At 72.7% G+C, this 21308-nt stretch carries 26 protein-coding genes; 10 read left to right on the forward strand and 16 right to left on the reverse strand.

Annotated elements, in window-relative coordinates; translation table 11 throughout:
• Nucleotides 1-146 precede the first annotated feature (146 nt).
• Nucleotides 147-824, forward strand: a complete 678-nt coding sequence (gene phoU, locus IE207_RS28595; RefSeq protein ID WP_190187206.1) for a phosphate signaling complex protein PhoU — start codon at nt 147-149, stop codon at nt 822-824.
• 202 nt (nt 825-1026) lie between these two features.
• Complete coding sequence (locus tag IE207_RS28600; protein WP_190187207.1) at nt 1027-1185, forward strand: hypothetical protein; 159 nt, start codon at nt 1027-1029, stop codon at nt 1183-1185.
• Nucleotides 1186-1258: 73 nt separating this feature from the next.
• Here IE207_RS28600 and IE207_RS28605 read toward each other — a convergent pair whose 3' ends face one another.
• A complete protein-coding gene (locus tag IE207_RS28605) occupies nt 1259-2017 on the reverse strand; it encodes a phosphoglyceromutase (RefSeq protein WP_190187208.1) in 759 nt (252 codons plus the stop codon).
• Between the two features lie 185 nt (nt 2018-2202).
• On the opposite strand from IE207_RS28605, the gene IE207_RS28610 reads away from it, so the two are divergent.
• The gene (locus tag IE207_RS28610) at nt 2203-3546 is read left to right on the forward strand and encodes an MDR family MFS transporter (RefSeq protein ID WP_190187209.1); all 1344 of its coding nucleotides are present in this window, start codon (nt 2203-2205) and stop codon (nt 3544-3546) included.
• A 30-nt stretch (nt 3547-3576) separates the two neighbouring features.
• On the opposite strand, the gene IE207_RS28615 is transcribed toward IE207_RS28610, so the two are convergent.
• Nucleotides 3577-4068 (reverse strand): type III secretion system chaperone family protein, encoded by a 492-nt coding sequence (locus IE207_RS28615; protein WP_190187210.1) that lies wholly within the window; start codon nt 4066-4068, stop codon nt 3577-3579.
• Nucleotides 4061-5443, reverse strand: coding sequence for a D-inositol-3-phosphate glycosyltransferase (mshA, locus tag IE207_RS28620; RefSeq protein WP_190187211.1), 1383 nt, complete (start codon nt 5441-5443; stop codon nt 4061-4063). Before mshA ends, IE207_RS28615 begins: the two co-directional genes overlap by 8 nt.
• Before the next feature lie 281 nt (nt 5444-5724).
• On the opposite strand from mshA, the gene IE207_RS28625 reads away from it, so the two are divergent.
• The 3 genes from IE207_RS28625 (at nt 5725) to IE207_RS28635 (ending at nt 9321) form a co-directional block, all read left to right on the forward strand.
• Nucleotides 5725-6537, forward strand: a complete 813-nt coding sequence (locus IE207_RS28625; protein ID WP_190187212.1) for a class I SAM-dependent methyltransferase — start codon at nt 5725-5727, stop codon at nt 6535-6537.
• A gap of 155 nt (nt 6538-6692) precedes the next feature.
• Complete coding sequence (locus tag IE207_RS28630; RefSeq protein WP_190187213.1) at nt 6693-7793, forward strand: C40 family peptidase; 1101 nt, start codon at nt 6693-6695, stop codon at nt 7791-7793.
• Between the two features lie 244 nt (nt 7794-8037).
• The gene (locus IE207_RS28635) at nt 8038-9321 is read left to right on the forward strand and encodes a PP2C family protein-serine/threonine phosphatase (RefSeq protein ID WP_190187214.1); all 1284 of its coding nucleotides are present in this window, start codon (nt 8038-8040) and stop codon (nt 9319-9321) included.
• A gap of 18 nt (nt 9322-9339) precedes the next feature.
• Here IE207_RS28635 and IE207_RS28640 read toward each other — a convergent pair whose 3' ends face one another.
• The 4 genes from IE207_RS28640 to IE207_RS28655 form a co-directional block, all read right to left on the reverse strand.
• A complete protein-coding gene (locus IE207_RS28640) occupies nt 9340-9678 on the reverse strand; it encodes a DUF2516 family protein (RefSeq protein WP_190187215.1) in 339 nt (112 codons plus the stop codon).
• 146 nt (nt 9679-9824) lie between these two features.
• Nucleotides 9825-10409, reverse strand: a complete 585-nt coding sequence (locus tag IE207_RS28645) for a hypothetical protein (protein ID WP_190187216.1) — start codon at nt 10407-10409, stop codon at nt 9825-9827.
• Between the two features lie 23 nt (nt 10410-10432).
• Entirely contained in the window at nt 10433-10825 is a 393-nt protein-coding gene (locus tag IE207_RS28650; protein WP_190187217.1) for a helix-turn-helix domain-containing protein, read from the reverse strand.
• Between the two features lie 59 nt (nt 10826-10884).
• Nucleotides 10885-11376 carry a DUF4188 domain-containing protein gene (locus tag IE207_RS28655; protein WP_190187218.1) on the reverse strand — a complete coding sequence of 164 codons (492 nt, stop codon included), beginning with the start codon at nt 11374-11376 and terminating at the stop codon, nt 10885-10887.
• Nucleotides 11377-11454: 78 nt separating this feature from the next.
• On the opposite strand from IE207_RS28655, the gene IE207_RS28660 reads away from it, so the two are divergent.
• From IE207_RS28660 to IE207_RS28670, 3 genes are all read left to right on the forward strand, one after another.
• The gene (locus tag IE207_RS28660) at nt 11455-12090 is read left to right on the forward strand and encodes a MerR family transcriptional regulator (RefSeq protein ID WP_190187272.1); all 636 of its coding nucleotides are present in this window, start codon (nt 11455-11457) and stop codon (nt 12088-12090) included.
• 73 nt (nt 12091-12163) lie between these two features.
• Entirely contained in the window at nt 12164-12559 is a 396-nt protein-coding gene (locus tag IE207_RS28665) for a helix-turn-helix transcriptional regulator (RefSeq protein ID WP_190187219.1), read from the forward strand.
• Between the two features lie 99 nt (nt 12560-12658).
• Entirely contained in the window at nt 12659-13069 is a 411-nt protein-coding gene (locus tag IE207_RS28670; RefSeq protein ID WP_190187220.1) for a VOC family protein, read from the forward strand.
• A gap of 24 nt (nt 13070-13093) precedes the next feature.
• Here the strand turns inward: IE207_RS28670 and IE207_RS28675 are convergent, their stop codons facing one another.
• The 3 genes from IE207_RS28675 to IE207_RS28685 all read right to left on the reverse strand — a co-directional run bounded on the left by IE207_RS28675 (nt 13094) and on the right by IE207_RS28685 (nt 15828).
• Nucleotides 13094-13852 (reverse strand): putative protein N(5)-glutamine methyltransferase, encoded by a 759-nt coding sequence (locus IE207_RS28675; protein WP_373304782.1) that lies wholly within the window; start codon nt 13850-13852, stop codon nt 13094-13096.
• Nucleotides 13853-13909: 57 nt separating this feature from the next.
• Nucleotides 13910-15154 carry a GNAT family N-acetyltransferase gene (locus tag IE207_RS28680; protein ID WP_190187221.1) on the reverse strand — a complete coding sequence of 415 codons (1245 nt, stop codon included), beginning with the start codon at nt 15152-15154 and terminating at the stop codon, nt 13910-13912.
• A gap of 68 nt (nt 15155-15222) precedes the next feature.
• Nucleotides 15223-15828: an RsiG family protein gene (locus tag IE207_RS28685; protein WP_229874107.1), complete on the reverse strand. Its 606-nt coding sequence runs from the start codon at nt 15826-15828 to the stop codon at nt 15223-15225.
• Between the two features lie 132 nt (nt 15829-15960).
• On the opposite strand from IE207_RS28685, the gene dtd reads away from it, so the two are divergent.
• Nucleotides 15961-16386: a D-aminoacyl-tRNA deacylase gene (dtd, locus tag IE207_RS28690; RefSeq protein ID WP_190187223.1), complete on the forward strand. Its 426-nt coding sequence runs from the start codon at nt 15961-15963 to the stop codon at nt 16384-16386.
• 67 nt (nt 16387-16453) lie between these two features.
• On the opposite strand, the gene ygfZ is transcribed toward dtd, so the two are convergent.
• From ygfZ to IE207_RS28720, 6 genes are all read right to left on the reverse strand, one after another.
• A complete protein-coding gene (gene ygfZ, locus IE207_RS28695) occupies nt 16454-17422 on the reverse strand; it encodes a CAF17-like 4Fe-4S cluster assembly/insertion protein YgfZ (protein WP_190187224.1) in 969 nt (322 codons plus the stop codon).
• Nucleotides 17423-17455: 33 nt separating this feature from the next.
• Nucleotides 17456-17911 (reverse strand): Fur family transcriptional regulator, encoded by a 456-nt coding sequence (locus IE207_RS28700; protein WP_190187225.1) that lies wholly within the window; start codon nt 17909-17911, stop codon nt 17456-17458.
• A gap of 76 nt (nt 17912-17987) precedes the next feature.
• Complete coding sequence (locus IE207_RS28705) at nt 17988-18560, reverse strand: heme-binding beta-barrel domain-containing protein (RefSeq protein WP_190187226.1); 573 nt, start codon at nt 18558-18560, stop codon at nt 17988-17990.
• Between the two features lie 258 nt (nt 18561-18818).
• On the reverse strand, nt 18819-19616 hold the full coding sequence (locus tag IE207_RS28710; protein ID WP_190187227.1) for a hypothetical protein: 798 nt from the start codon (nt 19614-19616) through the stop codon (nt 18819-18821).
• Entirely contained in the window at nt 19613-20434 is an 822-nt protein-coding gene (locus IE207_RS28715; RefSeq protein WP_190187228.1) for a hypothetical protein, read from the reverse strand. Before IE207_RS28715 ends, IE207_RS28710 begins: the two co-directional genes overlap by 4 nt.
• On the reverse strand, nt 20431-21243 hold the full coding sequence (locus IE207_RS28720; protein ID WP_190187229.1) for a hypothetical protein: 813 nt from the start codon (nt 21241-21243) through the stop codon (nt 20431-20433). Before IE207_RS28720 ends, IE207_RS28715 begins: the two co-directional genes overlap by 4 nt.
• Between the last annotated feature and the right edge of the window lie 65 nt (nt 21244-21308).

A 21308-nucleotide genomic window follows, 5' to 3' on the forward strand; every position in this document is an offset into this window, starting at 1 on the left:
GACGCGTTCGCGGCCCACCGTGTCAACGTGGGGCCGGACGGCCACGCGGCCGCCGGAGCGTCTCACGGCTCCTGACAGCTCCTGATGAGCGAGCGGTGACGAGCGGTAAGCAGTAGCAGTAAGCGAGCAGGCAAGAGAGGGACACAATGCGCGACGCGTACCACGAGGAACTGGACTCGATCGGAGAAAGCCTGGTCGAGATGGCCCGGCTCGTCGGTTCCGCGATCGGGCGGGCCACGACGTCCATGCTCGACGCCGACCTCAAGCTGGCGGAGAGCGTCATCGCCGCCGACCAGAAGGTCGACGACCTCCAGCACGACCTGGAAGCCCGCGCCATCGCGCTGCTCGCCCGGCAGCAGCCGGTCGCGACCGACCTGCGCATCGTCGTGACCTCGCTGCGCATGAGCGCCGACCTGGAGCGCTCCGGCGACCTGGCGCAGCACGTGGCGAAGCTGGCGCGGCTGCGCTTCCCGGACACGGCGGTGCCGCGGGACCTGCACGCCACCATCCTGGAGATGGGGCAGCTGGCGCAGCGGCTGATGGCGAAGGCCGCCGAGGTCATCATCACGAAGGACGTCGACCTGGCGCTCCAGCTGGAGCAGGACGACGACGAGATGGACCAGCTGCACCGCACGCTGTTCCAGCACCTGATGGACGACCGCTGGAAGCACGGCATCGAGACGGCGGTCGACGTGACGCTGCTGGGCCGCTACTACGAGCGCTTCGCGGACCACGCGGTGTCGGTCGCGAAGCGGGTCGTCTACCTGGTGACGGGCGAGCACGCTGACGAGCTCCAGCCGCCGACCCAGGTCGAGGGCGTCTGAGCACGACGGGCACGGCGGTCACGTCGAACCCGCCGGCACGACGGGCACGGCGGCACGGCGGTCACGTCGAACCCGCCGGCACGTCGCGCGCGTCGGCACGGGCGCGCGCGTCGAGCTCCAATGCGCCGTTGACGCGCCGGAGTCACTAGGCGTGAATGGGGACGAAGGCACACCGCCCGCGCACCGCCTGCGAGGAGGATCCATGCCCGATTCCCCCGTCCCCGTCACCCCGGAGCACGAGCGGCCGCAGCCACCGCCGTCGCGGGAGCCGCTGCGCCTGCCACTGCTGGCAGCCTGCGGCTGCGGCTCGGGCTGCGGCTGCGGCTGCCAGGCCGGCGCGCCCTGCCAGTGCGGCGGCTGACCCGCCCCGTCCCACACGAAGGCCCCCCGGCCGCGGATCCCTCCGCGGCCGGGGGGCCGTTCCGTGCGTGGGGTTACTTCTTGCCCTGGTTCTTGACGGCCTCGATGGCGGCCGCGGCGGCGGTCGGGTCGAGGTAGGTGCCGCCCGGGGTGAGGGGCTTGAAGTCGGCGTCCAGCTCGTAGGAGAGCGGGATGCCGGTCGGGATGTTGAGGCCCGCGATGTCGGCGTCGGAGATGCCGTCCAGGTGCTTGACCAGGGCGCGCAGCGAGTTGCCGTGGGCGGCGACCAGGACGGTGCGGCCGGTCAGCAGGTCCGGGACGATGGCGTCGTACCAGTACGGGAGCATCCGCACGACGACGTCCTTGAGGCACTCCGTGCGCGGGCGCAGCTCCGGCGGGATCGTCGCGTAGCGCGGGTCGTCGGACTGCGAGAACTCCGTGCCGTCCTCGAGGGGCGGCGGCGGGGTGTCGTACGAGCGGCGCCACAGCATGAACTGCTCCTCGCCGAACTCGGCGAGCGTCTGGGCCTTGTCCTTGCCCTGGAGCGCACCGTAGTGGCGCTCGTTCAGGCGCCAGGAGCGGTGGACCGGGATCCAGTGGCGGTCGGCGGCCTCCAGCGCCAGCTGCGCGGTGCGGATCGCGCGCTTCTGGAGCGAGGTGTGCACGACATCGGGGAGCAGGCCGGCGTCCTTGAGCAGCTCACCGCCGCGGACCGCCTCCTTCTCGCCCTTCTCGTTGAGGTTGACGTCCACCCAGCCGGTGAACAGGTTCTTCGCGTTCCACTCGCTCTCGCCGTGGCGGAGGAGGATCAGCTTGTACGGTGCGTCGGCCATGCGTACGAGCCTAATGGACGGCCCGGGGCGCCTGCGCGCGGTGTCCACGGCCGCCTCGGGGTCCTCCCACACCTGACTTGATCCCCGCCGGATTGACGCTCGGCGTCAATTGGGTGGCGGCTCGACGGCGTGCGCTCGTAGGGTGCGGAGCGCTGGAGAGGCACTTACTTCCTGGGGGGAACCGCATGTCGGTGGGCCGTTTGACACGGGGGGCACGGGAGAGCGTGTCAGGGCTGCCGCGCGCCTTCTGGTGGCTGTGGACGAGCACGCTCGTCAACCGGCTCGGTGCCTTCGTGGCCACGTTCATGACCCTGTACCTGACCATCGACCGGGGCTACTCGGCCTCGTTCGCCGGTCTCGTGCTCGCCCTGCACGGACTCGGCGGCGTGCTGTCCTCGCTGGTCGCGGGCGTGCTGACGGACCGGCTGGGGCGCCGGCCGACGCTGCTCGGGGCCCAGCTGTCGACCGCGTTCTCGGTGGCGCTGCTCGGGTTCATGGAGCACCCGGCGGCGATCGCGGCGGTCGCGCTGCTCGTCGGCATGACCTCGAACGCCTCGCGCCCGGCGGTCACGGCGATGATGGCGGACATCGTCCGTCCCGAGGACCGGGTACGTGCCTTCGCGCTGAACTACTGGGCCATCAACCTCGGCTTCGGCGTCAGCGCGATGGCGGCCGGGCTGGTGGCGGAGTACAGCTACCTGGCCGGGTTCCTGGGCGAGGCGACGCTGACCCTGCTGTGCGCGGTGCTGGTGTTCGTGAAGCTCCCCGAGTCCCGGCCGGTGAGGGACGCGGCCGCGGGCGGGGACGAGGGTCCGGCGATCGGGCTCGGGACGGTGCTGCGCGACGGGCGGTTCATGGGGGTCGTCGGGCTGTCGTTCCTGATCTCGCTGATCTTCACGCAGGGGTCGGTGGGGCTGCCGGTGGCCATGGGCGCGGCCGGATTCTCGGCCGGGGACTACGGGCTGGTCATCGCGGCGAACGGGCTGCTGATCGTGCTGCTCCAGATCCCGGTCACGCGGTTCATCGAGCACCGGGACCCGCAGCGGCTGCTGGTGGTCTCGGCGCTGCTCGCCGGGTACGGGTTCGCGATGACGGCCTTCGCCGGGTCGCTGTGGGCGTACGCGGCCACGGTGTGCGTGTGGACGCTGGCGGAGATCGTGAACTCGCCGACGCAGATGGGGCTCGTGGCGCGGCTGTCGCCGGTGCACGGGCGGGGGCGCTACCAGGGGATGTACACGCTGTCCTGGGCGGTGGCCTCGCTGGTGGCGCCGCTGATGGCCGGTTACGTGATCGACCACCTGGGGGCCGGGTGGCTGTGGGGGGCGACCGGGGTGCTGGGGACGGTGGCCGGGCTGGGGTACTGGCTGCTGATGCGCAGGCTCCCCGAGGGTTCCCCGGCCCCCGTCCCGCCGGCCCGGCCGACGGACGAGGGCCCGGGTGCCGTGGTGCCGGGTGCCGTGGTCCCGGGTGCCGTGGTCCCGGCTCCCCCCGCCGCCGCCCCTGCTGCGCCGGACCCGGCCGTCGTCTGAACCGTCGCGGCTGGGGCCGGGCCGGGCGCGTCAGGCGGGCCGCGTCAGGTGCCGGAAGGCGTCCAGGTTGCGGGTGGACTCGCCGCGCGAGACGCGCCACTCGTACTCGCGCCGGATCGCGCTCGCGAAGCCCAGCTCCAGCAGCGTGTTGAACGCCCCGTCCGCCGCCTCCAGGACCGTGCCGAGCAGGCGGTCCAGGTCGGCGGGGGTGACCACGCTCAGCGGGAGCCGCGCCGTCAGGTAGACGTCACCGAGGCCGTCGACCGCGTACGCCATCCCGTACAGCTTGAGGTTGCGCTCCAGCAGCCAGCGGTGGACGCCCGCCTCGTTCTCGTCGGGGTGGCGGATGACGAAGGCGTTGACCGACAGGGAGTGCTTGCCGACCCGCAGCGAGCAGGTGGTGCTCAGCTTGCGCGTGCCGGGCAGCTGGACGACGTACGAGCCCGGTGACGGGCTCTCCCAGTCCAGTCCGGCGTCGGACAGGGTGCTCTCGACGATCGCGGCGGTGTCAGCGTCAGCCATGGTGGGAGCGTACGCGACGGCGATGATCATGCATCGCCGCGGTGTACACGTCCGCCGTGCCGCTCGCTGCCGTGTCCCAGCCGAAGAACTGCGCGTGCCGCGCGGCCTCGGCGCCCATCCGGTCCGTGAGCGAGGGTTCGTCCAGGAAGCGGCGCAGCTCCCTCGCGTAGTCCACCGGGTCGTGTCCGGGTACGAGGATGCCCGTCACGCCGTCGTTGACGGCGACCGGCAGGCCTCCGACCTCCGCCGCGAGCACCGGGGTACCGGTCGCCTGCGCTTCGATCGCGACGAGCCCGAAGGATTCGTTGTACGAGGGCATGACCAGCACCGACGCCGCCCGGAACCAGTCGGCGAGCCGGTCCTGCGCGACCGGCGGGTGGAAGTGGACGACGTCCGCGATGCCGAGTTTCGCGGCGAGCTTCTGCAACCCCTCGGGCTTGGCGAGGCCGCTGCCGCTGGGGCCTCCGACGACGGGCACGAAGAGCCGCGCGCGCAGCGACGGATCGCGGTCGACCAGCTCCGCGACCGCCCGCAGCAGGATGTCGGGGGCCTTGAGCGGCTGGATCCGGCCCGCGAAGAGGGGGATCACGGCGTCCTGCGGGAGCCCGAGGCGGGCGCGGGCGGCGGCCCGGCCGTCGCCGACCGTGAAGCGGTCGAGGTTGACGCCGGGGTGGACGACGGCGACCTTGCCGGGGTCGGCCTCGTAGTGCCGCACGAGCTCGTCGGCCTCCTCGGCGGTGTTGGCGATGAGCCGGTCGGCGGCCCTGACGATCTGGGTCTCGCCGATGACGCGGGCGGCGGGCTCGGGGGTGTCGCCCTCGGCGAGCGCCGCGTTCTTGACCTTGGCCATGGTGTGCATGGCGTGCACGAGCGGCACGCCCCAGCGTTCGGCGGCGAGCCAGCCGACGTGCCCGGAGAGCCAGTAGTGGGAGTGGACGAGGTCGTAGTAGCCGGGGCGGTGCCCGGCCCAGGCCTGCATCACGCCGTGGGTGAATGCGCACAGCTGGGCCGGCAGCTCCTCCTTGGCCAGGCCTTCGTACGGACCCGCGTCCACGTGCCGCACGAGGACCCCCGGGGCCAGCTCGACCCGGGGCGGCAGGCCACCGGTGGTGGCGCGGGTGAAGATCTCGACCTCGATGTTGATCGCGGCCAGGCGCTTGGCGAGCTCGACGATGTACACGTTCATGCCGCCGGCGTCACCCGTGCCGGGCTGGTGCAGGGGCGAGGTGTGCACGCTGAGCATGGCGACGCGGCGGGGCTTGCGGGAGTGGCCCACGGCCGGCAGGCGCAGGCGGGGCGGCTCGTGCCGGGTCGAGCGGGCGGCGGCGATGCGGCCGCTGATGCTGCCGCCGAGGCGGGACACGTACTGGCTCAAGGGAGCAGTTCCTCTCGCTCGGACGGCGCGCCGGAGCAGGCGCAGGGCATGACTCGCGGAGCGCGGAGGGCGCCCTGCAAGGAGTGCAACCCGGACGGGCGCGTCCCGCATTCCGGGGTGGACGGATTTCCCTCTCCCCAATCTCTTCGGGGACGCCTTTTCGGGACGTTCCGTCCCGGGGACGCTCGTCTCGGGGTCGCTCGTCGGGGCCGCTCGTCTCGGCGGGGCGGGGGCGCCCGGCGGGTTTTCCGCTCCCCCGCCTGCCCGCATACGCTCGGCGCATGGCTTCCCGCAGCACCCCACCGCCCCCCAGACGCCCCGTGGGCACGGTCACGCGCGGGACCACGAACCCGAACCGCCTGCGCCGCATGGACCGCTGGATCGCGGCCACGCACGGGGCCGCCCTGCGGCGCGCGGAGGCCCCGGTGGCGGTGGACCTCGGCTACGGGGCGGCACCCTGGACGGCGGTCGAGCTGCTGACCCGGCTGCGGGAGGCGGCGCCCGGGGTGCGGGTGGTCGGCATCGAGATCGAGCCGGCCCGGGTGGCGGGGGCGAAGCCGTACGAACGGGACGGGCTCAGCTTCCGGCACGGCGGCTTCGAGGTCCCGCTGGACGGCGGGGCGGCGCCGATGCTGATCCGCGCGGCGAACGTCCTGCGCCAGTACGACGAGGAGCAGGTCGAGGCGGTGTGGCGGCGGCTGTGCGCACGGCTGGCCCCGGGCGGGCTGCTCGTCGAGGGGACGTGCGACGAAATCGGGCGGCGGCACGTGTGGGTCGCACTCGGTCCGGAGGGGGCGCGCACGGTGACCTTCGCGACCCGGCTGGGCAACCTGGAGCGCCCCTCGGACCTGGCGGAGCGGCTGCCGAAGGCGCTGATCCACCGGAACGTGCCGGGTGAGCCGGTGCACGCGTTCCTGCGCGACTTCGACCGGGCGTGGGCGGCGGCGGCCCCGTACGCCTCGTACGGGGCGCGGCAGCGCTGGATCCGGACGGCGCGGGCGCTGGCCGTCGACTGGCCGCTGGCGGACGGGCCGGCGCGGTGGCGACAGGGGGAACTGACCGTGCGCTGGGAGGCGTTGCGCCCGACGGGGTGAACGCCGCGTATCCGGCGGTAAGGGGGTTATCCACAGAGGGTGTCGGAATTCACCGACTCGTGGCACCATCCCGAAAGCAGCAACAAGTTACTGATGAATAGTCAGATGTGATGTCGGGTGATGTCCCTTCTGACTGCAGGGGCATGGGGGGAACCATGGGGACCGTGAAGCGAGCGCGGCGGCGCGGCGCGTCCGCTCTCACTCTGCTGTGCGCGATGGCGGTACTGGCGGCCGCGCCGGCCCTCGGACTTCCGTCGACCGCGTACGCGGCGCCGGTCGCTCCGGGTGCGCCGGGTGCGCCCGTGGCGCCGGAGCCGCAGACCAAGTCCCTGGAGCAGGTCCACAAGGAGATAGAGGACCTGTACCGGCAGGCCGGGACGGCCACCGACGCGTACAACCAGGCGGAGAGCGAGACCAAGGCGCAGTCCGAACGGGTCGTGGAGCTCGCCAAGCTGATAGCGGCCGGCCGGGAGCGGATCACCTCGCTGAAGGACCGCGCGGGCGCCGCCGCCCGGGCCCAGTACCGCTCGGGAGGCCTTCCGCCGGGCGCGCGGCTGGCGTTGAGCGGCAGCCCGAGCCAGTACCTGGACGGCGCGGACCGGCTGCGGCAGGGCGAGAAGGCCACCGCGGACCTGCTCGCCGAGCTGAACCGCACCCAGAACGACCTCCAGCGGTACGCGAAGGACGCGAGCGAGCTGTGGCAGAAGCTGGAGGCGAACCGGGTCAAGCAGGAGACCTCGAAGAAGCAGATCGAGGAGAAGATCAAGGCGGCGCAGGAGCTTGAGAGCAAGCTGCAGGCCGAGGAGAAGGCCCGGCTGCTCCAGCTGGAACAGGACGCGCAGCGCCAGGCGCAGACGGCCTGGCTGTCGTCGGGCGTGTTGAAGGAGATCAACGGCACGGCGTCCGAGGCGGGCAAGAAGGCGATCCAGTTCGCCACCGCCCAGGTGGGGAAGCCGTACGTGTGGGGCGCGGTGGGGCCGCTCTCGTACGACTGCTCCGGCCTGACCTCGCAAGCCTGGCTGGCGGCGGGCCGGGGCATCCCGCGGACCTCGCAGGAACAGCTGCGGCTGCTGCCGAAGGTGCCGGTCAAGGACATGCGCCCGGGCGATCTGATCATCTACTTCGACGACGCCAGTCACGTCGCCATCTACGTCGGTGACGGCGCGATCATCCACGCCCCCCGCCCGGGCCGCACCGTCACCCTCGCGGGCGCGGGCTCCATGCCGATCAAGGCGGTAGTCCGCCCGGACGCGTAACCCCGGCGGGGCCGCCGCCCCCGGCGGATCACCCCACCCGGCGACCCCCGCCCCGGTATGGCCGATGTCCCGGCGGCCGCCGCGCCGGCGGGGCCGGTGTCTCGGTGGGCGGGACGGTGGGGGCGGGGTGGTGGTGACGTTCGTCATTTCGCGTCCGGGCTTTCCCCGCGATAACGGCATATGACGCGGGCTCTGTCCCGCGCCGCCGTTCCCCCGCCCGCACCGGCCAGCTAGGGTCGACCGCATGAGCGCACCCTCGGGGGGAGCGAAGGAACCGGAGACGATGCCCGCACCCGTACCGCGGCAGCGGGACACCCTTGTCACCACCCAGGTCGGCCAGGCAGCCCTGCCGGCCGCCCCCTCCCTGACCCTGCTGGTCATCGAGGACGACCCCGCCGGCGACCTCACCGTCCCGGAGATACTCCACGCCGACGGCCACCGCATCCGGCTCCGCACCGCCCGCAACCTCACCGAGGCGGCCCGGCTCCTCACCCCGGACGTGCAGTGCGTCCTGCTCGACCTCTCCCTCCCCCACCCCGGCGGCGCCGCCGACGACCCGCTCGCCACCCTCCGCGAGGTCCTGCGCATCGCCCCGCGCCACGCCGTCCTCGTCCTCACCGCCGAGGCGGACGCCGAACGCGCCGCCGAGGCCGTCCGCGTGGGGGCCCAGGACTTCCTCTTCCGCGACGAACTCGACGGCCGCCTCCTCAGCCGCGCCATCCGCTACGCCGTGGAACGCAAGCGCGCCGACGTCGCCCAGTACAAGCTCGCAGAATCGAAACTGCGCGCCCAGGAGAACGCCCGCCTCGAACGCGGGCTGCTGCCCAACCCGCTCCTGGACGGCTCCGACCTCCGCTTCGCGGCCCGCTACCGCCCCGGCCGCAGCCGCGCCCTGCTCGGCGGGGACTTCTACGACACCGTCCGCACCCCCGACGGCACCGTCCACGCCATGATCGGCGATGTCTGCGGACACGGCCCCGACGAAGCCGCCCTCGGCGTCGAGCTGCGCATCGCCTGGCGCGCCCTGACCCTCGCCGGCCTGTGCGGGGACGACCTGCTGGCCACCCTCCAGCAGGTGCTGGAGGTGGAGCGGCCCTGCGACGAGATCTTCGCGACGCTGTGCACGGTGGACATCTCGCCCGACGGCCGCCACGCCGGTCTGTGCCTGGCCGGCCACCCCGCCCCGCTCATCGTCCGGGCGGGCGGCTCGGCACGGCTCCTGCCGTACGAGAGCAGCGGCCCCGCGCTCGGCCTGCTGCCCAAGGCCCGCTGGCCCCGGCGCCAGGTCGAGCTGGGCGGCTCGTGGAGCCTGATGCTCTACACGGACGGCCTGATCGAAGGCCGCGTCGGCGAGGGCAGGGAGCGCCTCGGCCAGGACGGCATGGTCGAGATGATCAATCGCCACCTCGACGCCGGCCTGAGCGGCGAAGGCCTGCTGGAGGCCTCCGTCACCGAGGCCCGCCGGCTCAACGGCGGCGAGCTCACCGACGACGTCGCCGTGGTGCTGCTCTCGCGCGCCGAAGGCTGACCCGGCCGCTGCCGGTCGCTACCGCCCGCCGTTGTACGGTCCGTACGGCCCGTCGCTGCTGCTGCCGCCCCGGCGCCGGCCGTCGCCCGAGACCTGCTTGAGGGCCGGCCGGACGTCGACGAAGAAGACGATGGTGGCCACCAGGCCGGCGATCTGCAGGAACAGCATCCCGAGGAAGAAGTCCACGAGGACCGTGGCGCCGAGGATGACCAGCCAGAAGGTCTTGGTCTGCTTGTCCGCGGCCCGGTACGCGTCCTCGCGCGCGATCAGCGCGAGTACGAAGGCGGCGACGGCGAGCGCCAGCATGGCGTAGCCGAGCAGGGGGAGCACCCCGTTGTCGAAACCGTTCATCAACATCGCCCGACCGCCTCTTCCCGCGTACGCCGCCTGATACCGCCGATACCGCCTGCCTCCACGCTACTGGCAGAGCCGCCTTCACCCACGACAACGGACCGGACACCTTCCAGGTGCCCGGTCCGTCATCACCTCACCCGGTCCCGCGATCAGCTCTCGTCGGCGGGCGCGGTGGCGGGCTTCTTCGCCGGCGTCTTGCGGGCTGCGGGCTTCTTCCCGGCCGTCTTCTCCTCGTCGGCGGAGAAGCCCGCCGAGGAGGAGGACGCCGACGAGGCCTCGGGCCCGGACTGGGCCGGGACGTCCGGCTCCACCGCGGCGGCGATGTCGACGATCTCCTCGGAGACTTCGCCGCGCCAGGCCCGTACGGCCTGCTCACCGTGCTCGGCGACCTTGTCGTAGGTCTCCTTCGCCCGCACGGCGTACTCGGCGGCCACGCCGACGCCGCGCAGCGCCAGGTCCTGGGCGGTCTCGCCCAGCTTCTTCGGGTCGATCGCGCCGAAGACCTCGGCGACCTTGGCGGCGACGGCCTCCTGCGCCTCCCTGGCCTTGTCCTGCACGATCTTCGCGTCGGTGTTGCGCACCGCCTCGATGCGCGCGGGGGCCTCGGCGCGCAGCTGCTCGATCAGCCCGGGGACCTTCTTCGCCTGCTGCACGGCGAGGTCGGCGGTGCCGGCGGCGAAGTAGAGGGGGGTCGGGTCGGTGAGGGTCTTCTTCAGGTCATCGGCGATGGCCATGTGCTGGTCCTCCCGGATCACAGTCAGTTCGTGTGGGGCTTCTCGTCGTCGGCACCGGCCGGATCGGCCTCTTGAGCGTTCTCCTTGCGGAACGACTCGTAGATCTGGAGCAGCACCTGCTTCTGCCGCTCGTTTATGGACGGGTCGGCGAGGATGACGGCCCGCGTCTCCACCTCGTCGCGGTCCCGCTCGTCCAGGATCCCGGCCTGCACGTACAGCGTCTCCGCGGAGATCCGCAGCGCCTTGGCCAGCTGCTGGAGGATGTCCGCGCTCGGCTTGCGCAGCCCGCGCTCGATCTGGCTCAGGTACGGATTCGACACCCCCGCGGCGTCGGCCAGCTGCCGCAGCGAAAGCTGGGCCTGCCGCCGTTGCTCACGGAGGTACTCGCCGAGATTTCCGACGTTGAGCGATGCCATGCCCCCATGCTGCCGCACTGCGCTAACTATTGCAAGCAGCCGCTTGCAATAGCTCCCACTCAGCCGGCCCCGCCCGCCAGCCGCTGCGCCGCCCGCTCCCCGCGCCGGCCCACGGGCTCGACTCCCCAGGCCGCGCCGAGACCGGCCGCGGGCATGTCGACGTAGACCGACTCGTACGACCCGGCCGGGACGACGTACGTCTCGTGCCAGATCCCCACGGCACCCCGGCCGGCCCTCGCGCGGCGGTTGAACGCACTCCACGCGGGGCGGTGTTCGCCGCCTTGGTCCGAGGCGTAGGCGAGCAGCTTCTCGCGCGACTCCCAGTACTGCACCACGCCGAACACGCGGGGTCCGCCGGCCAGTCTCCGCAGGCCCAGCAGGCCGCTGCCGCCGTCGCGCGAGAGCTCCTTGAGCATGCGCGGCATCGCGGTCAGGACCGGCAGCCAGTGGCGGACGGCCCGCAGGCGGTTGATCCGCATCCCGATGAGGAAGACGACCACGTCGCCCTCCGCGGCGGCCGTGACCCGCCCGGATACCGGTGCAATAGCCATCAGATTCCCCGTCCCGTCTTGGATAGCGGCGCTACCCATGCTTGGATAGTGACACTGTCCGATGAAGGGTGCAAGAGCATGCGGCTGGCGGAGCTGAGCGAGCGCAGCGGTGTGTCCACCGCCACGATCAAGTACTACCTCCGCGAAGGGCTGCTCCAGCCCGGGCGCCGCGTCTCCGCCACCCAGGCCGAGTACGGGGAGGACCACCTGCGGCGACTGCGCCTGGTGCGGGCGCTGATCCAGATCGGCGGGGTTCCGGTCGCCTCCGCACGCGAGGTGATCGCCGCCGCGGAGGACGAGTCGCTGGACCACCACCTGCGGCTGGGCGCGGCGACCCGGGCGCTGCCCAGCGCCGGGGCCCTCGCCGAGGATGACCCGGCGGTGGAGACCGCGCGCCGCTCGGTGGGAGCGCTGCTGGAGCGGCTGGGCTGGTCCTGCGGGCCCGGCCCGGACGTGCTCGGCCCCGCCCACCGGCGGCTCATCGACTCGGTCGCCGCGCTGGTCCGGCTCGGCTACCCCTGCGACACCGAGCAACTGCTCCCGTACGGGCGTCTGGCAGCCCAACTGGCGGTCACCGACCTGGACATGGTCGAGGAGCAGCCGACCCCGGCCGGCCAGATCGAGGCGGCCGTCGCCCTCACGGTGCTCTACGAACCGGTATTGCTCAGCCTGCGCCGCATGGCCCACGCGCAGGAGTCGGCCCGCCGGTTCTGAGACGCCTGCGCGAGGGCCTGGGCCCGGACCGTGACCCCGGCGGCCGGCGAGGGGCCGGTGGTACCGTCGGGGCATGGATCCGCAGGAACTCGCCAACCTCGCGCATCTGCGCCGGGCGCGGGACCTGATCGACCGGGAGTACGCGCGGCCGCTCGACGTGCCCACCATGGCGCAGCACGCGCTGATGTCGCCGGCGCACTTCTCCAGGCGGTTCCGGGCCGTCTACGGCGAGACCCCCTACAGCTACCTCATGACCCGCCGGATCGAGCGGGCCATGGCGCTGCTGCGCGGCGGTGTGAGCGTGACCGACGCGTGCATGACCGTCGGCTGTACCTCCCTCGGCTCGTTCAGCTCGCGCTTCACCGAGATCGTGGGCGAGACCCCCAGCGCGTACCGCAACCGGGAGCACCCCGCGGTGACGGCGATGCCCGCCTGCGTGGCCAAGGTGTACACCCGCCCGAGCCGCTGAACGCCGGACCGCTGAACGCCGGACCGCTGAACCCCGGGCCCCCGAACGCGAGCAGGATCCGAGAAGCGCGCGCCACGGCCGCCGCCTAGCGTTGGCGCCATGAACATCTCACTCCAGTACTGCCACATCACCGTCAACGACGTGGACGAGGCGCTCGGCTTCTACCGCGACGCCCTCGGCCTCGAAGTCCGCAACGACGTCGCCTCGGGTGACCACCGCTGGGTCACCCTCGGCAGCCCGGCCCAGCCCGGCCTCGAAATCGTCATCTCAGAGCCGCACGCGGGCCGTTCCCAGGCCGACGGCGACGCCCTCCAGGAGCTGCTCACCAAGGGCGTCCTGCCGATGGTCGTCTTCCGCACCGACGACCTCGACTCGACGTTCGAGAAGGTGCGCGCGTCCGGCGCCGAGGTGCTCCAGGAACCCATCGACCAGCCGTGGGGCCCGCGCGACTGCGCCTTCCGCGACCCCTCCGGCAACCTCGTGCGGATCAACCAGGCGCCCGCCGCCTGACGCCCGCTGCCCCCGAGGAGGCGCTCAGACGCTGCCGATCAGGACCGTGGTGCCGAACTCGTCCGAGGTGACCGCGCGCACCGCGAGGCCGCCCGACGTCAGGGCCGACGCCGTCAGCGGGGACTGGCGGGCGCTCGTCTCGATCAGCAGGTGGCCGCCCGGCGCCAGCCACCGGGCGGCCTCCGCCCCCACCCGGCGGTGGACGGCCACGCCGTCCGGGCCGCCGTCCAGCGACACCGGGGGCTCGTGGTCGCGGGCCTCCGCCGGGAGGAAGGCGATCTCCCCGGTCGGCACGTACGGGGCGTTGACCACGAGCACGTCCACCCGCCCCCGCAGCGAGCCGGGCAGCGCCGCGTACAGGTCGCCCTCGTGGACCCGGCCACCGTACGGAGCCACGTTGCGCCGCGCGTACACCAGCGCCCCCGCGTCGATGTCCGCCGCGTGCAGCTCGACGCCCGGGACCCGCGAGGCCACCGCCGCCCCCAGCGCCCCCACCCCGCAGCACAGGTCCACGACGACCGCGCCCGGACCGGCCTGCGCCACCGCCTGCTGCGCAAGGAACTCGCTGCGCCGGCGCGGCACGAAGACCCCCTCGCCCACCTCCATGCGCAGTCCGCAGAACTCCGCCCAGCCCACCACCACTTCCAGTGGTTCGCCGGCCACCCGCCGCGCCAGCAGCTCCGCCAGGTGCCCCTCGTCCCGGGCGGCCGCCGTCAGCAGCTCCGCCTCCTCCTCCGCGAACACGCAGCCTGCCGCGCGCAGGGCCTCCACCAGTGCCGCCACGTTCCTCAGTCCTCGCTCCCGTCCCGGCCGGCTACCCGCCACGCACTCCCAGGGCCGTCAGAAGACGTCCGGGCACCACGGCCGGCGCGCCGTGCGGAACACCGCGTCCGCCAGCGCCACCGCCCCCGGCCGCTCCTCCGCGACCAGGCCGAGCGCCGCCAGCCGGACCGCCGACTCGTCACCGAGGTACAGCGACCCGAGCGAGCCTACGTCGAGCCGCAGATCGGCCGGCTCCCGCGTACGGGTGCACTCCCCCGTGCCCGCGTCCAGCCGGTAGCGACCGCCGGCCAGTCCCGCCGCGTCGCTCACCTCCAGGACCAGGACCCCCGGCACGGCGTACGTCCGCGCGCCCAGCGCCCGCACCACGTCCAGCAGCCGCACCCACAGGAAGTCGGCGCAGGTCACGAGACGGGCGGCGCGCGGGTCCGGCAGGAACCGCGGGAGCAGGTCGTCGGGGGCGCGGTAGCCGGTGCGCACCTTCTGCACCCAGTCGATGGAGCACAGGTAGTGCCACAGGGCGCGCTCCGCGGCCGGGGTCACCGCGATCAGGTCCGTCACCTCGACGGTGTTCTGCGGGATCTTCGCGTCCGACCAGTGGTCGTCGGCGCGGTAGGCGGCCAGCCCGGCCACCTCGCCGTCCGCGTCGCGGTACACGGCGAAGAACTTCTCCCGGTAGGGCTGGGCCGACACCTCCTGGAGGCCGGTGACCAGGTCCCACCGGTACGCGCTCCGGTCGACCGTGCCGTGCGTCATCGCGCGCCGCCGCTCGTGCAGCGCGGGCCCCACCCGCCGCGCCTCGGCGGCGTCCACGAGGTCGATCCGGCCGCCGTCGGCGGGCACGGGCCGGTGCCGGTCGAGGCCCGTGCGCGGTACGTCGATCTCCCACTCCGCGGTGTGGGACCCCGGCCCGAACCCGTAGCGCCCGTAGATCGGGAACTCCGCCGCGATCAGGGTCGACACGACGTCGCCGCGGTCCCGGGCGGCCGCCAGGTCGGCGGCCATCATCCGGGTGAGCAGGCCCTGGCGGCGGTGCGTGGGCAGCACGGTGACGTTCGTGACCGCGCTGGAGGGCACGGCCGCCCCGCCGGGCACCGTCAGCCGCTGGGCGAAGGAGCGGAACGTCGCCACGCAACGCCCGGTGGCGGTATCGAACGCGCCCTGGGTGCGGGCGAGTTCGCCGTTCTTGGCCCGCAGGTCGACATCCGAGTCGGTGACCCGGGCCGCGGTCAGGAAGCCGGTGTTCACGGTCTGGATCCACTCGCGGATCTCTGCTTCGGCTATCGGCCGGACGTCAGCGCTCATAGCCGCCCACGCTAACCGTGAGCCCCGGCCGGGTCGCCTGGTTTTCCGCGCGGGCGCGCGGCCCGCCGCTACGCCAGCAGGTCGTCCACCTGCGCCTCGCCCTCCCGGTAGCGCCGGGTGATCTCCGCGCTGGAGTCGTCCGCCATGCGCTGCAACTGCTGCCTGCGCCGCGAGACCTGCTGCTCGTAGCGGATCAGCCGGGCCATCGCCTCGTGCAGTTCGGCGTCCGTCCGGGCGCCCAGGTCCGACAGTTCCACGTCCGACAGCATCTCGGCCGCCAGCAGCCGGGACTCCTCGCTCTGCGGGGTGCCGAGCGTGACGTGCCGGGCGGAGGCGCTGCGGCTGGACGGGGCGTCCGCGAGGATCTCCGAGAGCCGGTCCACCACCGGTGCCTCGGGGTCCGTACGCCGCGCCAGCTCGGCGCGCAGGATGTCGATGCGGCCGTGCAGGAGTCTGCGTACGTAGCTCAGGTCGGCCTCGTCGCGCTGCGCGTCGCGGCGCAGGGCGCGCAGCTCCGGCAGCCCGAGCGCGGTGGCCGGGATGGTCGTTCCCGGGCCGTCGCCGTTGCGCTGGGCGGGCGGCCGGCCCGCCGATGACGCGGCTGACGTGACTGACGTGACTGACGTGGCTGACGCGGTTACAGGTACGGAGGTACCAGAGGTTGAGGTGTTCATGCGTTCGTGTCCGTCCCCTCGACCGGTGCTGGGGGCACCGCCTTCTTGCATCGTGCCACTGACCGTGGTGCCGACGCAGTCCCACGCCACCCGATCGGCCCCGGACGGGTGCACGCCTGGTACACAGGTGGTATGAGAGCAGTGGTGCAGAGGGTGGACGGCGCGAGCGTCGTGGTGGCCGGCGAGACCGTCGGGGAGATCGTCGGCGAGGGGCTCTGCGTCCTGGTGGGGGTCACCCACGACGACACGCCGGAGAAGGCTGCGCTGCTGGCCCGCAAGCTGTGGTCGGTGCGGATCCTGGAGGCGGAGAAGTCCTGCAGCGACGTGAACGCGCCGCTGCTGGTGATCTCCCAGTTCACGCTCTACGGGGACGCCCGCAAGGGCCGGCGCCCCACCTGGAACGCGGCGGCGCCCGGCCCGGTGGCCGAGCCCCTGGTCGACGAGGTGGTGGCGCAGCTGCGGGCGCTGGGCGCGACGGTGGAGACGGGCCGGTTCGGGGCGGACATGCGCGTCTCGCTCACCAACCACGGCCCGTTCACCATCGTCGTCGACGTCTGAGTCACCGCCGCCGCCGACGGCAGCCCGGCCGCCCGCGGCGGCCCGGCCGCCCGCGGCACCTCGGCCGTCAGGGCGCGACCACGACCTCCTGCGCGGCGGCCGTCGTGCCGACCAGCAGCGGCGCGTCCACGGGAACGTTCCGCTTGACCAGCGCCAGCGCGATCGGCCCCAGCTCGTGGTGGCGCACGGCGGTGGTCACGAAGCCGAGCTGCCGGCCCTCCTCCCCGTCCGCGGCGAGCCGTACGGGCGTCCCGTGCGCCGGGAGCAGCACCTCGGAGCCGTCCAGGTGCAGGAAGACCAGGCGGCGCGGGGGCTTGCCCAGGTTGTGGACGCGGGCCACCGTCTCCTGACCCCGGTAGCACCCCTTCTGGAGGTGCACGGCGGTGCCGATCCACCCCAGCTCGTGCGGGATCGTACGGTGGTCGGTCTCCTGCCCGAGCCGCGGTCGGTGCGCCTCCACGCGCAGCGCCTCGTACGCCAGCAGACCCGCGGCGGGGCCGTGGGACGCGGCGAAGGCCTCCAGGTCCCCGCGCGGGACGAACACGTCGCGGCCGTAGGGGGTCTCGCGGACGGCGAGTTCCTTGGCGACCTCGGCGATGGAACCGGCCGGAAGGTGCACCACCGCGAAGTCGGCGGTGCGGTCCGCCACCTCGACGCGGTAGAAGAACTTCATCGACTCCAGGTAGGCGATCAGCGCCTCCTGCGTGCCGGGCTCGACGTGCGCCCAGACCGTCTCCCCGTCGTCCACGAGGTACAGCGCGTGCTCGATGTGCCCGTTGGCCGAGAGGATCAGCGCCTCGGTGGCCTGGCCCGGCGGCAGGTCGGTGACGTGCTGGGTGAGCAGCAGGTGCAGCCAGCTCAGCCGGTCGGGTCCGGTGACGGTGACGACTCCGCGGTGGGAGAGGTCGACGAAACCCCGGCCGTCCGCGAGGGCACGCTGTTCGCCGTACAGCTCTCCGTAGTGGGCGGCGACGCCCTCGTCGCGGCCTTCGGCCGGTACGGCGCCGGGGAGATGGAGCAAGGGGCTGCTGGTCATGGCTCCAAGCGTACGGCCCTGCCGGACGGAGCCTCAGGCGGAGCCGGAGCGGTGTTCGGCGGCGCAGCCGGCACACAGCCCGAAGATCGCGAAGTGCTTCATGTCGGTCTCGAACCCGAAGGCGGTACGGAGCTTCGCGGTGAACTCGGAGGCGATGTCCACATCGGCCTCGATCACCTCGGTGCAGTCGCGGCAGACCAGGTGGATGTGGTGGTGCCGGTCCGCGAGGTGGTAGGTGGGGGCGCCGTGACCGAGGTGGGCGTGCGAGACCAGACCCAGCTCTTCGAGCAGCTCCAGCGTCCGGTAGACGGTGGAGATGTTGACCCCGGAGGCCGTCTTGCGCACCTGGGCGAGGATCTCGTCCGGGGTGGCGTGCTCCAGGGCGTCGACCGCTTCCAGCACGAGCTGGCGCTGCGGCGTCAGCCGGTAGCCGCGCCGCCGCAGGTCGGTCTTCCAGTCGGTGCCTTCGGTGCTCTCGGTGCTCACCACCCGGCCAGTGTAAGCGCGCGAAGGGGACCTGCGGGCGGTCCCGCGGTCCCCTTCCGCACAGGCTGTGGACGTCGGCTCAGCGGAAGAACGCGATGCCGTCGTCCGGCATGTCCGGGAGGTTGCGCGCCATCTCGGCGACCTCCTCGGGCGTGACGACCTTCTTGAGCTGGGCCGACATGTACGGGCGCAGCTCGATCTCCGGCGTGGCCTTCTCGCCGACCCACATCAGGTCGCTCTTGACGTAGCCGTAGAGCCGCTTGCCGCCGCTGTAGGGGCCGGAGGCCGCGGTGCGCGCGACGGCGTCCGTCACCAGGTCGATCTGCGGCTTCTGGTCGGCGAGCTCGCCGTACCAGACCTCGACGACGCCCTGGTCGCGGACCATGACGATCTCGACCTTGCGGTCCTTGTCGATGCGCCAGTAGCCGGACTCGGACTCCAGCGGCCGCACCTTGTTGCCGTCGGCGTCGAGGACCCAGCTGTGGGAGGTGTACTCCAGGAAGTCCCGGCCGTCGTGGCTGAAGACGACTTCCTGGCCGAAGTTGCACTTCTCCTCACCGGGGAAGTCGAAGACGCCCGCGCCCTCCCAGGTACCGAGGAGGAAGGCGAGGGGCACGAGGCCCGGGTTCAGGTCGGACGGGATCTGGATCATGGGTGGCTGCTCAGACGATCTGTGTGAGGGGTTCCGGGGCGGTCGGCGCGGCGGATGCTCAGCGCTGACCCTGGTACAGCTTCTTCACGGCCAGGCCGGTGAAGGCGAGGACGCCGACGCAGACCAGGATCAGCAGGGAAGTGAAGACTGCCTCAAGCACGGGGTGCTCCTCGGAGGATTCGGTGCGGTGTACGGGCCGGTCCCCAAGCCTACTGGCCCGGAGACCGGCGCACTCTGTGAGGTAGGCCGTACCCGCCCTCAGCCCAGCAGCTGGCTCTGCAGGACCAGTGCCTGGTGCAGGGGCATCAGCGGTGACGCGCCCTTGCGGGACTGGACGATCACGCTCTGGACGTCACCCGCCTGGAGGCAGCCCAGCCGCGTCTGTTCCCCGGCGTACGGCCTGCCCTCCTCGTACGCGCTGATGTTGACGTTGCGAGGGGCGACCGTCTCCTCATCGCGTTCGCCCTTGCCCCACTCCAGGTCCGGTACGAGGGTCTCGGCGTCCTTCAGGGAGGAGTTGACGGAGCACCCGGTGAAGGTGCCGACGGCCGCGGAGGAGGCGAAGCGCAGCAGGTAGACGCGCGAGCGCGTACCGTCCGGCATCGTCCAGGCACGGACGACGATCTGGATCAGGCCCTCGTACTCCAGGACGGGCCTCAGCGTATCCCGGTCCCTGGGGGTGTACTCCTCCAGGAAGGCGTCGACGGACACGGCCCCGTCCTTGTCCGCCTTGACGGTGGTGTCGGGCCTGGAGCCGGCCGGGGCGGGCAGCAGGAGACTGCGCAGCGGGGCGTAGTGCCGGCCGTCTTCGTTGTCCGGGGCCGCCGGAAGGGGGGCGCCGGCCGGGAGGGTGGGCTTGGCCAGCACCGGGTAGTCCCAGCGGCCGTCGCCGAGGGTGGAGAGCCCGGGGACGTCGGTGCGGTCGAGGCGCGTCAACCCGTACGCGGTCCCCGTGCCGGCGACGGCGAAGGCGAGGAGGGCGGCGCCCCAGCGCACGGCGGCCCGCAGCCCGCGGCGGTCCTTGCTCGGGGCCTCGGCGGTCTTCTGCTCGCTCACACGGACTCCCCGGGGGACCTCAGGTGGTTCAGCTGCTTCTGGAAGAGTTCGACGGCGGTGGCCACGGGCAGCAGGCCGGACCCGTACATCCGGAAGGTCACGAACAGGTCCCCTTCGCTCGCGACGCACTGGATGGTGTCGACCTTGTCGCCCTCCTTGTGCTCCGCGAACCCCTCCCGGCGCAGCCCGCAGGCGGCGCCGGGGAACCCTTCGACCTTCGGGGTTTCACGGTCGTCGGAGATCAGCTTCAAGAACTTCTCGGAGTCTTCGGCGATCCCGGACACGGCCTTGGGGTCGGCCTGCGTCAGCTGCACCTCGATGACGTCCTCCTCCTGGACCCGCTGGTAACTGCGGCCCGCCACGCCCTTGAGCTTGAGGCCGGCGAGCGCCTTGTCCCGCTCGGCGCGCTGCACGGCGGACAGGCCCGTCCAGGAGTCCTTCAACGTCTGCAGGGCGCGGTCGCCGGAGACGTAGAAGTCGTTGCCCTCCGACGAGTCGACGTCCGGGCCCAGCCGGAGGCGGAACGAGTCGACCGGCAGCAGCTTGGCCGTCAGGTCGTTCGGGGGCACCTCGGGAATCGACGGCGCCGAACGCGAGGGATGCGGGTCCGGCAGCCAGTAGCGGGTCGGGGCGGTCCGGTCGGCCTCGTCCACCCGGCCGGAGGCCCACGAGCCCCCGCCCGCGAGGACGGCGACGGCCAGCCCGCCCGCGACGAGCGCCACGGTCCTGCGGCGGCCCGTGCGCCGGCCGGACGGCGCGGGCGCCACGTCGACCTCTGCGTCGGGTGCGGCGGGGGCGGCGCCCTGTTCCTCGTTCACAGTCGCTCCCACTGCCGCTTGGCCAGGTCGAGGAGGGCGCCCTCGTCGACCCTGCCGTCGGCGTTCGTGTAGATGATGTCCATCACGATGTCCCCGCGCCGGGCGACGACACGGGCGTGCCCCGGCTTCGAGTAGATCCACATGTGGCCGAAGTCCTTCGGGACGCCCGGCAGGTCCTTGCCGTTGTTGCCCGCCATGTCGGCCTTCGACATGTAGCCCATGCCGCGCTGGAAGCTCGCCGCGCCCGTACGGTCCCGGTACTGGCTCAGCCGGATCTCGACGTACGTCCCCCGGCCTTCCTTCCACTGGTTGGAGGCGTTGCGCCGTACCCGGTCCCTGATCAGGGCGCCGATGCCGGCGGACGGCTTGTCGTAGTAGTCGGCCGCGTATTCGTCCGTGCTCTGCGCTCCCGAGAAGGCGACGTCGGCGCCGGACGGGGCGTCGACCAGCATCTTGTCGATGTCCTCCTCCGCCTTGGTCCAGCGGTTCGCGTTGATCGAGCGCCGGGTGGTCCCGGCGTTCGGGGCGACGGGGGGCGGGGTGTCGATCGACTGCTGTGCCAGCGGCGGGAGCGGGGTGGGCTCGCGGTCGTACTGCACGGCGTAGCCCGTGACCGTGCCGGCGACGGCACCGAGGACGAGGCCGGCGGCGATCAGGAGTGCGGTGCGGCCCCGGCGGCGCGGCCCCGGCTCGGGTGCCGCTGCGGTGACCGGTGTTCCGGAATGTGCCGCGGGAATTTCCGGAGTGTCCGACTCCGTCGCATTCTCCGTGCCTTTCACCAGCTCGGGAACGCTTTGTTCTGCTTGCAAGGAGGTCCCTCCACAGGGGCTGGAGGCGCAGGTGCGTTTGCCCGCGCACACCCAAGACCCGCTGC

This window comes from Streptomyces cirratus, from assembly GCF_014650775.1.
Lineage (GTDB): Bacteria > Actinomycetota > Actinomycetes > Streptomycetales > Streptomycetaceae > Streptomyces > Streptomyces cirratus.